The sequence below is a fragment of the Bremerella volcania genome, from assembly GCF_007748115.1.
In the GTDB taxonomy this organism is placed as follows: Bacteria; Planctomycetota; Planctomycetia; order Pirellulales; family Pirellulaceae; genus Bremerella; species Bremerella volcania.
In genome coordinates this window covers 815105-829739 of sequence record NZ_CP036289.1, presented here as the reverse complement: position 1 = coordinate 829739, position 14635 = coordinate 815105, and the positions used below count along the sequence as shown (strand labels likewise).

Annotated in this window: 6 protein-coding genes; 5 read left to right on the top strand and 1 reads right to left on the bottom strand. The window is 54.4% G+C overall.

Going from position 1 to position 14635, the window contains the following annotated elements; translation table 11 throughout:
- Nucleotides 1-6 precede the first annotated feature (6 nt).
- Nucleotides 7-2205 carry a PPC domain-containing protein gene (locus tag Pan97_RS03345; RefSeq protein WP_174819536.1) on the top strand — a complete coding sequence of 733 codons (2199 nt, stop codon included), beginning with the start codon at nt 7-9 and terminating at the stop codon, nt 2203-2205.
- Nucleotides 2206-2270: 65 nt separating this feature from the next.
- A complete protein-coding gene (locus Pan97_RS03340; protein ID WP_206668919.1) occupies nt 2271-3620 on the top strand; it encodes a DUF1501 domain-containing protein in 1350 nt (449 codons plus the stop codon).
- Between the two features lie 13 nt (nt 3621-3633).
- Here the strand turns inward: Pan97_RS03340 and Pan97_RS03335 are convergent, their stop codons facing one another.
- Nucleotides 3634-6423 carry a c-type cytochrome domain-containing protein gene (locus Pan97_RS03335; RefSeq protein ID WP_144970732.1) on the bottom strand — a complete coding sequence of 930 codons (2790 nt, stop codon included), beginning with the start codon at nt 6421-6423 and terminating at the stop codon, nt 3634-3636.
- Between the two features lie 1316 nt (nt 6424-7739).
- Here Pan97_RS03335 and Pan97_RS03330 point away from each other — a divergent pair.
- Genes Pan97_RS03330 through Pan97_RS03320 form a run of 3 tightly spaced genes read left to right on the top strand, consistent with a single transcriptional unit; the run spans nt 7740 to nt 14633 of the window.
- On the top strand, nt 7740-8867 hold the full coding sequence (locus Pan97_RS03330; protein ID WP_144970136.1) for an ISAs1 family transposase: 1128 nt from the start codon (nt 7740-7742) through the stop codon (nt 8865-8867).
- 55 nt (nt 8868-8922) lie between these two features.
- On the top strand, nt 8923-10125 hold the full coding sequence (locus Pan97_RS03325; RefSeq protein WP_144970731.1) for a hypothetical protein: 1203 nt from the start codon (nt 8923-8925) through the stop codon (nt 10123-10125).
- The gene (locus Pan97_RS03320; RefSeq protein ID WP_144970730.1) at nt 10119-14633 is read left to right on the top strand and encodes a hypothetical protein; all 4515 of its coding nucleotides are present in this window, start codon (nt 10119-10121) and stop codon (nt 14631-14633) included. Before Pan97_RS03325 ends, Pan97_RS03320 begins: the two co-directional genes overlap by 7 nt.
- Nucleotides 14634-14635: the final 2 nt, after the last annotated feature.

Here is a 14635-nt window from a genome sequence, read left to right as displayed (position 1 = left end):
GACGCGATGTATATCAAACGCGTAGGCGCGGCCACCTGCCTCCGAGTGCTTCAGCTATTGTTCCTCGCGGTCATCTGGCCGTCTATTGGATCGGCACAGTCGGTCTGTTTGCCAGCACCGAGACTACTGACGACGCTGCCGATGGGTGGCCAGGCCGGAACGACCGTGGACGTGACGATCAGCGGCGAAAACCTCGACGACCTGGGGGAGTTGCGATTCTCGCATCCGGGGATCACTGCGACTGCGAAGGTGGGTGAAGAAGGGATTCCGCTACCCAATCAATACTCCGTGACGATTGCCCCTGATTGTCCGACCGGGGTACATGAAGCACGCATCATGTCTCGCCTGGGGCTTTCCAGTTCTCGTGTATTCAGCGTCGGCAATTTGCCCGAGATTATAGCCACCGAGTCACACAACACGCTCGATACGGCAATACCTCTGCAAGTTAACTCGATCTGCAATGGACAGATGAAAGCCAAGGCAATCGATTACTACACATTCGAGGCAAAGGCAGGGCAACGGTTGGTTATCAGCAGTGCCGCGGAAGGTATCGACTCGAAGCTTAAGTCGGTCTTAATTGTTGCTGATGAAGATGGCAACGACCTGCAAGTCGAACGACGCGGCGGCGCGATTGATTTCACCCCGGAAGCGGACGGCAAGTTCGTCATTAAGGTTCACGACTTGACGTATGGCGGCGGTCCGTATTACTTCTATCGGCTGGCCCTGGAGGAGATCCCGGCCGATGCGGCCGTCCCGCGGCCTGCATCAACACGCAATGTCAACGCATTTTCATGGCCGCCAACCAACCTGGCAACAACCGCTGTATTGACCGAAGTCGAGCCCAACAATGCCTCCACCAAGGCCCAGCAGATCACGCTTCCGTGTGACATCGAGGGAAGTTTCTTCCCAGCAGCAGATGTCGATACCTTCGAGTTCACCGCCAAGAAGGGAGAGGTCTGGTGGGTCGAGGTTGCATCGGAAAGACTTGGACTTCCGACAGATCCTTCCATCACCGTACATCAAGTAAAGAAAAGCGGTGACCAAGAAGAGGAGGTCGACGTCACCCAGCTTTCGGATATTCCCAGCCCGGTTAAGGTTTCGAGCAATGGATATAGCTACGACGGCCCGCCTTACAATGCCGGTTCGTCGGATATTCTTGGCAAGGTCGAGATCAAGGAGGATGGCGTCTATCGGCTGAGGTTAACTGACCTGTTCGGTGGCACACGCAACGACGCGCGAAACATCTATCGCCTGATTATCCGCAAAGCCCAGCCCGATTTTGCGATCGTGGGATGGGCACTCCATATGAATCTACGCAATGGAGATCGCAATGCTTTATCCAAGCCAATTGCACTTCGGGGTGGCGCAACGATGCCAATCGAAGTGGTCGTTGTCCGTCGAGATGGATTCGACGGCCCAATCGAACTAGGCATGGAAAATTTGCCGGAAGGCGTTACCGCCAGCGGCTTGACGATTCCGTCTGGCAAGTGCTGCGGAACTTTGCTGGTGACCGCAGCAGAAAACGCTCCGCGCGGCCTGACAAGTGCCAGTTTGTTCGGGCGCGCGGAAATCGATGGTAAGCCGGTTACCCGACAAGGAAGCTACGCGTCGATGGCCTGGCCGGTGACCAATGCCTGGTCCGAAATACCCAGCCCGCGACTCCTTGCCGATGTGCCGGTTTCCGTTGGCGGTTCCGAGAATACTCCCTTGAGCGTCGCCCCGACCGAGGACAAAGTTTGGGAAGTCACAGCAGGCCAGTCCTTGACGATTCCGCTGACTCTTACGCGCCGCTGCGAGTTCTCGGGCCCGACGATGAGCATGAAGACGTTTGGCGAACCCTTCGATAAGAACGGTGCGTTTGACGTATCTCTCGAGGAAGATTCTTCCGAAGCCGTACTCGATTTGGCAAAGCTGAAACCAGCCCCAGGCCTGTACACCATCGCATTCTACGGAAGCGCCGTTGCCAAGTATTCGTACAACACCGCGGCGGTGGCCGAAGCGGAACTCGCCTTGGAAGCGGTTAAGAAGTCCGCCGAGCAAGCATCTGAAGAAGAACAACAAAAAGCAAAGGCGGCCGTTACCGCGGCGGAAAAACGTTTGCAAAAGGTCAAGAAAGAAGCAGCTCCGAAAGACATCGTCGACATCATCGTCTCGAAACCGATTCAGATTCGTGTCATTCCCGCCATTGAGGTAACTTCGAAATGACTCACCCGTTCAACGCATCATATGCCATCTGCCCGGGTCCTTCATCGCGCCGTGGGTTCATGCGCATGGGACTAGCGGGATTCGCTTCGCTGAGCCTGCCTGGCATGCTTCGCCTCCGGGCCGAGAGCCCAGCCGACCCAAGCCGCAAGAAGAACGCCGTCATCATGGTCTGGCAACCAGGCGGATGCTCTCATATCGACACGTACGATCCCAAGCCGAACGCACCGGTTGAATACGGAGGTCCGTTCAGTACGATCCAGACGAAAGTGCCTGGTCTGAACTTCACCGAGTTGCTGCCGATGCAAGCCGCCATCGCCGACAAGTTCACGGTCTTACGCTCCATGCGTCAGACCGCCGGCGGACATCCGGCCGGGTCGATGCAGTTACTCTCGGGAGACCCTGATACTCGGGACAAACCAGCGCCTCGTCTGCCAGATTGGATGTCGATTGCCAATTACATGCGATCTCAAAATACCGAGCGCAACAATCCGCTACCAATCTACGCAGGAGTAAACCCACCCACGAACTATACCGGCCCTGCATATTTAGGTGATGCCTACGCGCCGTTCGCCGTGACCGGTGACCCTAACAGCCCGAGCTTTTCAGTACCGAATATCGGAGTTGCGAATCCCGGTGAAGCCATCCATCTCGAACGACGAGCCTCTTTGCGGCAAAGACTCGACACGCTCGAGCGAGCCTTCGACAAGGCTGGAGAGATGGATGCACTCGACGAATTCGAAACACAGGCGATGACCCTGCTAACGAACCCCAAGGCCAAAGAAGCTTTCGATCTCAGCCAAGAAGACGACAAAACTCGCGATCGGTACGGGAGAAATACCTGGGGGCAGCAGTTGCTTCTAGCACGTCGATTGGTCGAGGCAGGTGTTGAGATCCTGACGACCAGCTTGCATGGACCGCTTTGCGGTCGCGTCAGTAACTGGGACGATCACGCAGTGAATCATCACGTTTTCGACGCGCTGAAGTTCAGGGCCCAGGCTTACGATCAGGCAGTCTCGGCACTCATCGAAGATGTTTACCAGCGTGGGCTGTCAGAGCGTGTGCTTGTGGTAGTGACCGGCGAGTTCGGCCGAACCCCCAAGGTCAATTATCAGCCGAGCACTGGCGCCGGCAATGCGAGTGCGGCGGCAGGCACCAAGCAACCGGGGCGTGACCACTGGCCGCGCGCATTCTCAAACATCTGGGCCGGAGGGGGCATCGAGACGGGCCGCGTCATTGGTGCTACCGACAAATTGGGAGAAGATTCCGTTGAAAGAATCTGCGGACCGGGAGACTTTCTTTCAACGATCTACCATCACCTGGGGATCGATGGCAGAAAGGTCTTCATCAAAGACTTCAACGGCCGCCCAACACCGATCATCGATCATGGCGAACCAATTCCGGAACTGATTTCCTGATACTCGTGGGCACTTATTCGCCCACGAGTATCGACTTCAGCTGCTTCCCATTCGTCCCGTCCCAGATAAATAACCGTCCGTCATCGCCCCCGGCGATCACCAACTTTTCGTCTGCCGTCGCATCGACGCAGTGCAGCCAGACGCCAGCTTGAAAGGTTCTGATCGACTTACCACTGGCGGCATCCTGCAGACGAACGATTCCGTCGCCACAGCTCGAAACCACATGATTCGTAGCCCCAACGAATCGTACCGCCGTGACATCCTTTCCGAAGCCGGAAATCGTCTTCAATTGATCAGCCGTTTCCGCGTCCCAGACCTTGATGGTTTTATCCGACGATGCAGTCGCAATGGATGTCGCGTCGTCTTTCCAGGACACACCCAACACATAATCGGAATGCCCTTCAAACTGCTTCAATGGATCCTGGTCAGTTAGGTTCCAGAGTCGTACGTACTTATCGGCGCCGCCGGAAATAAACTGCGTACCATCGGGAGAGAACCTCGCAGAATAAACCACGTCGGAGTGCGCATCCGGCAGATGCTGGATGCAGGCACTGTCTTCCAGACGGAATAGACTGAGTTCGCCGTTTCGTGATGGTAGGCCACTACCAATTAGCAGTTGGGCGTCATTCGCGTCGATATCGAGTGACGTGACGCGTCCCATGATCGGGTCGTCACTCTCAGCGGAATCGATTGTCTGTCGTAGCCGCCAAGCGGGATTCAGTTCCCAAACAACCGTTTCCGTCGTTCCGAACGATGAAAGCAGACGATCATTGCCGATAAATTCGATCGGGGAAAGGGAGCCTGGTTGCTTCGCCAAGGCATCTACCGCGATCCCTGTTTCAGCATTCCAGATCTGCACGGTCGGAAAATCACCCGCGGTCGCCAGTCTCGTTCCATCGAGCGAGAAGCTAACCGAACGCAGAGGTAATTCCGACTCGCTTGACTGCTTGACCGCCAAATCGGATCTGGCCTGAGCTTCTTCTACTCTCGCCGCAGCGTGCTCTACTAGCTGGTTAACCAACGCGACGCTTTCTTCCGCTTGTTTTACGGCTGCTTCGGCCGCAGTTTGTTTCTTGGTCGCCAGTTGCTGGGCTGACATTGCCTCTTGTAGCTTCTTTTGAGCCGCTTCTTTCATGGTTTCAACATCATCAGGCTTCTCTTCTTTCTCTGCGTCTTCGGCAGCAGCAGGCTCTGAAGCGGGTGGCTCATTATTTAATTTGTCCAGCGCCGTTTTCCTCTGAGCGAGATCCTTTTCGGCTGCGGCAACTTCCTTATCGGAAGTTTCTTTCGCCTCGATCCGCTTCTTGAGCACGTCTTCAACGGTAGCAAGTCGCTGCTTGACAATTGCCAATCGCTGCTGCGCCGCGGCGAGGATCTGCTTTTTCCTCTGTGCATGCTGCTGTAATCGCGGGTCTCCCTTCATCTCGGCGATCTGCTTGCCGCCCTTATCCCACAGCTTTGCGGTATTGTTTTCACTAACTGAAGCGATTCGCTGCCCATCCGATCGGACGGCAACTGCCAGCACCGGCGCGCCATGCGAGAATTGACCAAGCTGCTTTTTTTTCTCCAGGTCCCAGTGGCGTACCGTTCCGTCGCGGCTCGCTGAATAGACATGCATTGTCTGCCCGGATATCGCAGCAAGAGAAGTGATAGCTTCTGTGTGTCCTGGAAGTTCTTCTGCTTCGATCATGGACCACGCCTGTGCCGTCGCGTCGGGTTCTACCAGCCAAGTCCGTAGTACCTTATCGACACCTCCCGCAATTAGCATTTGCCGAGGCTGTGCATCATTGTCCGGCACCGCGGTAGTCCACAACAATTCGATCGCGTGGATCGGCGTGGGAACCTGAACAAGCCCCGCTTGCGTACCTTCGGAACAGTTCCACACCCGGATCGTCTTATCGTGCGATGCCGAGAACAAATGCCTGCCGTCTGAAGTAAACCGCAGGGCAGTGATCAAATCCCCGTGCCCAGTCATTTTCGGACCGCGTTTTGAAGTCTCAAGGCTCCAAAGCTGAATGACATGGTCATCACCAGCGGTAGCCATCCACTTGCGATCGGTGCTGAAAGCCAACGCTGTCGTTGCCGATTTAGTTGGGAATGACAACGCACGTGCGTCGAGTGGCTTTTCCCACAGCTTTGCCTCACGAAATCCGCCTGAGACGAGCAACGAACCATCGCTTCCCCAGGCAAGCGATTGGACCAGATCACGATGCGCCGCAGGAGGTTTCAGCGAGGGATCCTCCAAACTTCCGACCAATTTCCCGGACTCAGCGTGGTAAATGAATAGCCGGTTAGCTCGGCTCACCGCCACGAATTGTCCATCAGGGCTCAGTGCCGCTGCGTAGACCGGGCCCAGATTCTTAGGAATCGAACTCCAATCTCGCGGTGTTGTCGATGTAGCAGACGATCCGCCTACGGCACCTTGGTCGATCCATAGACGGATAAGCCCAAGTTCCTGCGAAGTCAGTTGGGGAGCGTTCACATCGTTATCAGGAGGAGGCATGAAAGACTCCTCCTGGTGCGCCGACAGCTTGACAAGCAAACTTTCAGCCCCTTTACCAGGAATGACCGCCGCTCCAGAGTCCCCTCCTTTGCGAATTGTCGCCGGAGTTTCCAAAACCAATTCTCCATTCGCTTCGCTGGCACTGTGACAGGCAAGACAACTGCGCCGGAAGATCGGAAGGATCTCTTTCTCGAATGAAACTGGATTGGATCGCTGAATATCGGCCACGGTAATTGGTTCACCGAAAGTCGCTGTGCAACAACTAATGAGAATTGCACAACAGAGTACAAAGAGTCGCATAGTCAGACCCTGAAAGATGCGGGCAGCGCCCAGTCATTATGGAGAGGCAAAGGGGGAAGTTGGCGGGAGGCCCTATGGAGCAAGAAGCATTGATTCGACTTCAACTAGGCCACATCGAGGAACGATACTCGGCATTGAGTGACTTATCGCCCGACATGGATTATCAACCCAGGACCGATTCCCATCATATCACACCAGAATTCGGTTGACAGAAAAATATCTGCCTGCTCCCCGAACGCCATGAAATGGTTCAGGCATGGCTCTGTAAAAAACTCAAGCCCACCAGAGAATCATAACTTGGTGGGGCAGCGACATCAGGAGCAATTCTTCGTGGCATCTTTGGTCCGTTTTGCCTCGGACGATGTTGCCTGGGAGACGTTTGATCATGCTCATCACCTTTCGACTTGGCTTCGATGGCGTCAGGTGTTGGCATCGGAGCTAAGGTTGCATGCGCCATCGGTAAAGACCACTGGCTGGCTTGTCAGTGGGACGAACGTGCTTGTCACTTTTGACCTCAGCTTACCAATGCTGCTCTCCACGAGTTCGCTCAGAAGAGGAGCCAAGCCTTCGTCCTCCAACGAACCCCAAACTCAGCCCTATCAGGAATGAACCTGGCTACCATTCGGCCTGGCAACCACCTTGATGCTCTAACGGATACCCAGCATCGCACGCACAGATGATCGACGCATGTTTTGTTCGTAATCAATCACGAGCAGCTATTGATGTCTGCGCCCTAAATCGAATGCCTCTGCCAGCCATTTTGCCACGAATTCCGGGACTTCCGTTGGTCGCCCCTATCGGATTGGATGCGCGGACGACAATAATCTGCATTTCCTGACGTTACTTTCGATACCAAGAGAGCCTACATATCAAAACACTTCTATCATCATTCCTTAACAAGAAAAGTCCTGGCATTCATGCATCTGCATTTATATACTCGCGTCTACCTCAAGTTGGACGAAGTTCAGCACACAGTTGTTTCCCTACAAGCATAGAAGGTGTACAGCAATGAGACGGTTGTGTTTGCTATTATCGTGCCTTGCGTTTAGTTGGATAACCAGTCCGCTCTTCTCGCATGACATTTGTTCGACTGACTATGTGGTGGCGATGCACGAATATCCACCGTACAACCAAATGGAGAACTTTCTCCCGCCGCCTCAGAATTTGATGCGTGTTCCTTACCTGCACACCCCGACATGCCCCCCCACGGCGATTGCGCCATGATGGGTTATCTGCGACACTGAGGCAATGGCGGTCAGGCGATTTTGTGACGGAGGTTGTCGCGGCCTGATCCGGTGTTCTCAGGTGCCTTTCTCATGTCGTCACGTTCGCCTGTTTCCCTTCAAGAGTGCTTTGCCGATCTGACCGATCCGCGGACTCGCAAGGTGACTTATCCGTTAACGAATATCGTGACCATCGCGCTGTGTGCGGTGATGAGTGGGGCGGATGATTTTGTGGCTATCGCCGACTGGGCCGAGATGAAGAAGGAGTGGCTGGGTAAGTTCCTTGATTTGAGTTCCGGCATCCCTTCGCACGATCGCTTTAATGCGATCTTGGCTTCGCTGAATCCGGCTGAGTTTGAGAAGTGTTTGCTGACTTGGATCACCGCCTTACACGAAATCACCGACGGGCAGATCATCGCGATTGACGGCAAGACGCTGCGGCGGAGTTTCGACAAGGCCAGCAGCAAGGCGGCCATTCACATGGTCAGTGCCTGGGCGACTGCCAATCATGTGAGTCTCGGCCAGGTAGTAACCGACGCGAAGAGCAACGAGATCACCGCCATTCCCAAACTGCTTGAAATCGTCGAGGTTTCCGGCAGTTTAGTGACGATTGACGCTCAAGGTTGCCAACAGGACATCGCTCAGAAGATCGTCGACCAGGGAGCCGATTATTGCCTGGCCGTGAAGCGCAATCAGCCGACCCTCCACGATTCGATCGAAGATTTTTTTGTCGCGCAGCAGGAAAGCAATTTCAAGCGAGCCAAAGTACACCGTCACGAAACGCACGAGAAAGGGCATGGTCGCGAGGAGTCGCGTTCCTATTATATCTGCCCTGTGAACGACGAGATCATCACACGAGATCGTTGGTCGAACTTGAGGGCGATCGGGATGACGATCAATATCGTGAAGCAAGGCGGGAACGAGACGAGCGAGGTGCGATACTATATCCTGAGCAAGTACCTTTCCGGCAAGCGTTTCGCCGAGGCCGTTCGCGGTCATTGGGGCATTGAAAACAGCCTGCACTGGCAACTGGACGTGACGTTCGGTGAAGATCAATCTCGCATCCGCAAAGGGCACGCCGACGCCAACTTTAGCCTGCTACGAAGGACGAGCCTGAGCCTGCTGAAGAACAACAAGACAGCCAAGGTCGGCGTGAAGAACAAACGATTAAAATGCGGCTGGGGCGATGACTACCGCATGGAAGTCCTGCTGGGACGGTGAGTTATGGTGCAATCGCCGTGCATGCCCCCCTGGTCACAAGAAGTCTTTTTTTATCATGAATCCCGGTGAAGACATGCTTCAACCGGGGATTACTCGTTCATGGGCCTATCCAGCCCAAGGCTTTGACAATGGGCTGCGTACTGGAGTTCACTGCCATTGGGTATGCCGCCACGGTTCTTGGGTTCGTGAGTATTACATCTGGCTAACGCTATCGCCGGAAGCAATCTATCAACCTCTTATCTATACTTATTCCGATCCTAACAACGCTTCGCAAAGCTGTTTCGATCCCGCAGCGGGTTCGACATTTGTTGATTTCTTCGAAAGAAATCGATCCGAACTAGAAAAGTACTTTCATGCCGACAAGGTCCGAGATCATTTTTGGAAACAATATGTTGCCGTAGGCCCTAAGACATTTACTGAACTGAAGCGGTGGAACTTCGGTTTGATGGGGCCTCGAATATCGCCGGAGCCTACTCAGACACCTATTGTTGCCGCCATCGATCTCAAACCAGGAATGCGTCTGCGTGTGGAGCACGCGGCCCTGCAAAACGAAGGCCGAGGTTTTCCTGACGACAAGGGAACGATTCGGGGCTACGTTGCCAGCGGGGTTACCTATCTGGAAGTGAGCGAACAACCGACGCGGGTCGCGGGTGTGACCAATCCGTTCCTTTCCTTTGATCCGTTCTTGGGAGATCTACGTGAGTCGATGGCGTTGCCGCACGATCAAACCAACGACTTCACTAATGTTGCTTCCGGCACGCTCGATTTAAGTACTTCGCAGACCCCCGTCAGCAAGTACCGGCTGGTTTATCCCCAAACTTGGTTTGCCAGCCAGACAGCCGAAGACAAACCGAAAAACCACGTCGTCCTCGTTGGTTCCGATGATCGGGCGGATCTGGAGGGTCGGTCACTGTATCGCATGCTGAATGAAGGGGAAATTGACTGGACGATCCAAGAAGATCCCTTCTTAAGCGAGGGATTTTCACGAACGCTATTGACGTTTCGAGGAAGAAGCTTTGCCGTTCCGGAAGTCGCCGTGAAGTTTGATGGCGAACCAACGTACGTATCGGTATCGACTCGGTTTCGACAACTCGTCCAACGGCGGGAAGATTGGCCGCGAGGGAACTATAAGACCAATGCAAAGCTATATCGACGAGACGCTCAAGGGCTTCATCGCGTCGTTTTTCATGTAGCAGGCCCCCTGGACGCGGCCTGCTTTGAAATTCCCCTTCTGAAAGGTGACGAGATCCGATGGTAGCCATACAGCGTCATCAGTCGACCAATTTGTTTTTGGTGGCCGGTATCGATCCCGCGCAAGCGCGATTTGCCGTAGTTCTCGATCCCGACGATTCCTCGGCCAATCCTCAAACACTTGCCGAGACCTGGGGTAGTGCGCGGTACGTGTTCTTTCCCAGGGGAAAGGCCCTCGAGTTTCTGAGTGTTGGAGAAGCCATCTGGAACATGTTCCAGTCGCAGCCGGACATACGAATTGGATGGAGTGCAGCCCCCGGCGTATTTACCCAGACAGTCCGCGTTCCTGTGGCCGCCCCACAAGACGCTCCCATCACTAACGATGTCGAGTTGGGGATCCGCAATTACAAGTTGAACATTCCTCAGGGAACACGACTTGGTTTTGGTCCCAATGGTTTTCTATTCGCTTTCGGTTCGCAACCGTCTTCTCCCAAACTGGAGCGGGACCGCTTTCACGTAAAGCTTCAAGGAGACTCCTTCCAGTTGGCCGTCGTCGACGATCATTCAAAACATGTTTCGCGATTTGAGTGCGCCTTGTCGGCTAACGCCGCGACGGTCGACAAACCGGATGACTTCGATCGACTCGACATCGGTTTGCGATACTTCCGCCGTATCTTTGACGTGGAAAGGACTATCGAACAGATTGCCGACCCCGATACGCTCGTTTCGCGGCGATTCGCGGTATTCGATATTTCTCCTCCCTTTGTCCCTTCTGGCAACGCTCCCATGCGGGCCTACCTCGATTTCTTCCACCATGGCGTTCAATTGGATGAGGATTCGCGAATCGTCGCAGACTCCTACCTAGAGTTTGACCCGCGTCATGAGTTGGAAATCGGTACGTACTTCCGCACGAGTCATGGTCAGCGGTTGATCCTCAAACCCGAGACGACATCGCGGCTTCTTTTCATTGACAAGCCGCAGTTTTTTAATCAGGCCGCCGACCAGTACTATCTGGCCCCAGACGGGGAATTTCACATCGATCGAATCGTGAACGAAAAGGGTCAGACGATCGACGGCAACCGATCGAACCGCCTGGTCTGCGGAAATTCAGGGATCGAATATATTCGCTTTCGTTCCCGCGATCGCATCTCATTTTTGCCACTGCAGAATGCCTTTTACACGATGCCGCAGCCGCCGCTCGATCCGGCTGAGGCTCCCGCCTCTAACGGCGCGGCTCGGAAACTCTCGGGGGAAGCCCGAACCTCGTGGCTGCAAGTCCTGCCCCATGAGATTGACAAACTGGCGAATTATCGAGCCCAAGCAGACGACGCACCCCTCTACACACCCCTCCCCAAAGATCCTGACATCGACCAAAGTCAGTGGCCTGAGTCTGGGAAGCCCATTTTCGAATTTCAACAGATCAATGTGAAAGCATTGCCGGCGGATACCCAGCCCCCCTTTCCGTTGGCTCCTGTCGACGGCTTTCGCCCCGCGATCTCAAACCGAGTCGGTTCCCATCACCTCAAAACGCTGGTTCCTTGGCTCAATCGTGAATATGTCGCCTTCGAGTCGCTCGTGTTGCAGCCATCGCGACGAGAGATCATCGGGCAAGTTCAAGCAACGGCGCCCCCCGCACCGGTCTCCTTTGCCGAGCGAACGGACGAAGAACTGCAGGACACCGTCACGCCACAGGGTTTGATCGTACAGACCAACCCGCAACAAGGATTCCGCTATGAGACCTTGCAATTGGCCAGGTCCGAGCCGCCCAATGAGGACGCCTTCCTCACGCTGAAGAACGTCTTCGAGAATCAGAATCTCGTCGACGCACTGCAGCGCAATCGTCTCTTCGCGGTACTCTCGCGCATTCCTACCGGCGTCATATTCGACGACGACACGTTCAAAATCTTGAGTTGGGCATTTGCTTTTAAATTCGATCGCACGACCCCGCCCGAGGATCGGCCACTCTTGATTTTCAAGTTGTATGAAGGCAAGTCGTTCGCGGAACTGGCAGAAGATGAGACCCTTTGGGCCGCTGGCCTGCACTCGGCCAACGATAAAGAGGCCGTTCGTGCGTACGTCAAACGAATTCAACAGAAGCGGACAGAGGAACTCAATTCCAAGGATCGGAAACTTGACCTCTACAAGGGGATCTATCAGAAACTCCACGATCCCAACTGGAACGGGATTTTGGGTATCAATTTGGTCCTTGATTCCCAAAATCTACCGGACCAATTGCAGGGACTGGCGATTGGGATCGATCTTAAAGAACTTCGTTGGGACCATGTCGGCTTCAATGCCACGCGTTTCTCCGGTAACGCTAACGGGCAGGTCGAATCGGAGCGGACATCCGCATTTGCCCTACTAGATTACAACGCTCCCAAAGAGAAAAAGCCTGAGGGAGGCCCCGCCTACAAGATCCTGGTGAGGTCACTACAAGTACTCTTCGAGCAATCGAAACTGCGGCAATTCAACGCCAAGGTCGAATTGACCTCAGCCGAGATGTTCAAGCAGAAAACGAAGGACGACACGAATACGGTCACTCTGCTGGGAAGCTACGCGCAAAAGGATGGGCTGGATACGTATACGTTCGCCTATGCCGGAAACCAGAAGATCACCTTTGACGCGGTCAGCAAATTCATTGAAAACGTGACCATACGCAAGGTCACCATGGTCACGGTCGCCCCGGATGCCTCCGGGTTTCGAAAAACACAGTTCTTGATTGACGGGGAAATCTCATCCGGAGATACGATCGAGGATTATCTATGCATCGAAGGCGTGAAGTTCAAAGACTTGAGCGCCACTTTCCGTTTTCGAGAGGGAGGCAGCGACCTGCAGCCAGTCGACTTCGACCCAGGCATCGTGTCGTTCGATCTGACCGACAATAAGTGTGAATCTTCGCTCCTGACGCACATACCGCTGAAGCTGCGCGAGTTTTTCTTCAGCTTAAGCGACAAACTCGTCAACTTGACCGACCTTGGCTTTCTGCCCTTGTCTGCGGCCACCGGCGACTTTGACGTGAAGTTTGACTACGGCTTCAGCTTCGCCCTCGACCTGGGTTCACTTGGAGAGCTCACCTCGTCTTTGAAGGATTTGAAGGCGGAAATCTTCGTCGGTTGGCAGCAACTGAAGCCTGAGTTACCCGTACTAGGGATGAAACTTCCCAACGGACGCATGGAACTGGGCATCCAGGGGGTCATCAAGCTGACGATCGAGGACTTCCAGGTATGTATCGAGAGATTCGGTGCGGGCAATGAGAAGCGATTCTTCGCGATTGCCATGAGAGACTGCACACTGGAGTTGCTCGGCATCTCGATTCCCGACGAGTCCGGCGAGGGCAAAAAGCTAAACATCTACCTCTTCCCAAATCCAGATGACCCACTAGGGGACCGAGTTGGCTGGTTTGGCGGCCTCTCATTCGACAGTGACAAGCAATTCGTCGGCGCTGGTCAAAGGGTCCAAATCGAAGCACCCTCCGGTGGAGGACCGCAAAACTTCGACAGCATTATCAAGCAACTCAAAGACTACCGTACCGCGCTTGGTGACGAGCCTTGTCAGAAGCTTCGCACGGTCATGCACTACTCGCGTGAGAACGAGTGGACCGCTGGCTTTGATCTGCAAGTCGTCGATAGCGTCAAGTTGGGCGTGATCTTCAACGATCCCCATTTGTATGGGCTGAAGATCGACGTGGCCAAGTTGTTTGCCCTGCAAGTAGTCTACCGCAAGATTACCGACGAACTGGGAGTCTATTCCGCCGAGATTCGCTTACCCGACGCGATACGCCAGATTGAATTGGGGGCCGCATCGCTGACCTTACCGATCATCGGAATCGAGGTCTACACCAATGGTGACTTCCGCCTCGATCTGGGATTCCCTTGGCAGTTAAGTTTTGAACGCTGCTTCAATCTGCAGATATTCCCATTTATCGGCAAGGGGGGCTTCTACGTCGGGAGGTTACTGGGCGTCTCCACGAACATGCTGCCTGGATTGCCGGCAGATGCCCGCGTAGCCGTATTTGGCCTGGGACTTAGCATCGGCCTAGGGAAAGAGGTTACCAAGGGGATCTTCAGCTTTGGCGTCAGTGTCTCCGTGTATGGAATCTTGGAAGGCGCCTTAGGCTACCACAAAGACAACTCGGATATCCTGCCCCCGGACGCCTATGCCCTTGTGGGCCGGGTTGGGATTATTGGCATATTGTTTGGCTCCGTCGATTTTGGAATCGTGAAGGCAGCGGTCCATATCACGATCGAAATCGGTATGCCGTTTCGAATTCAGCAGTTGCCCGGCAAATCGTTCGAGATCTCCGTTCCGGGCATCGAGGCTAATGTGAAAGTTAGCGTCGAGGTGGTGATCAAGACGATCAAAATCTTCGGCAAGAAAATCAAGATCTCCTTCACGTTCAAATTCGAGATGCACATTCGCCTCGACTTCCCTATCGGCTCCGACAGTAGCACTGCCAGGGAAGCCCGCTTGACATCGATGGCTGGTGAGCCGGCGATGCTTGAAGCTCAGGACGACTCTCAGATCGATTGGGATGAAGACCTGTTCACCGATTTGTTCACCCTGCTTGAGGCTTAACA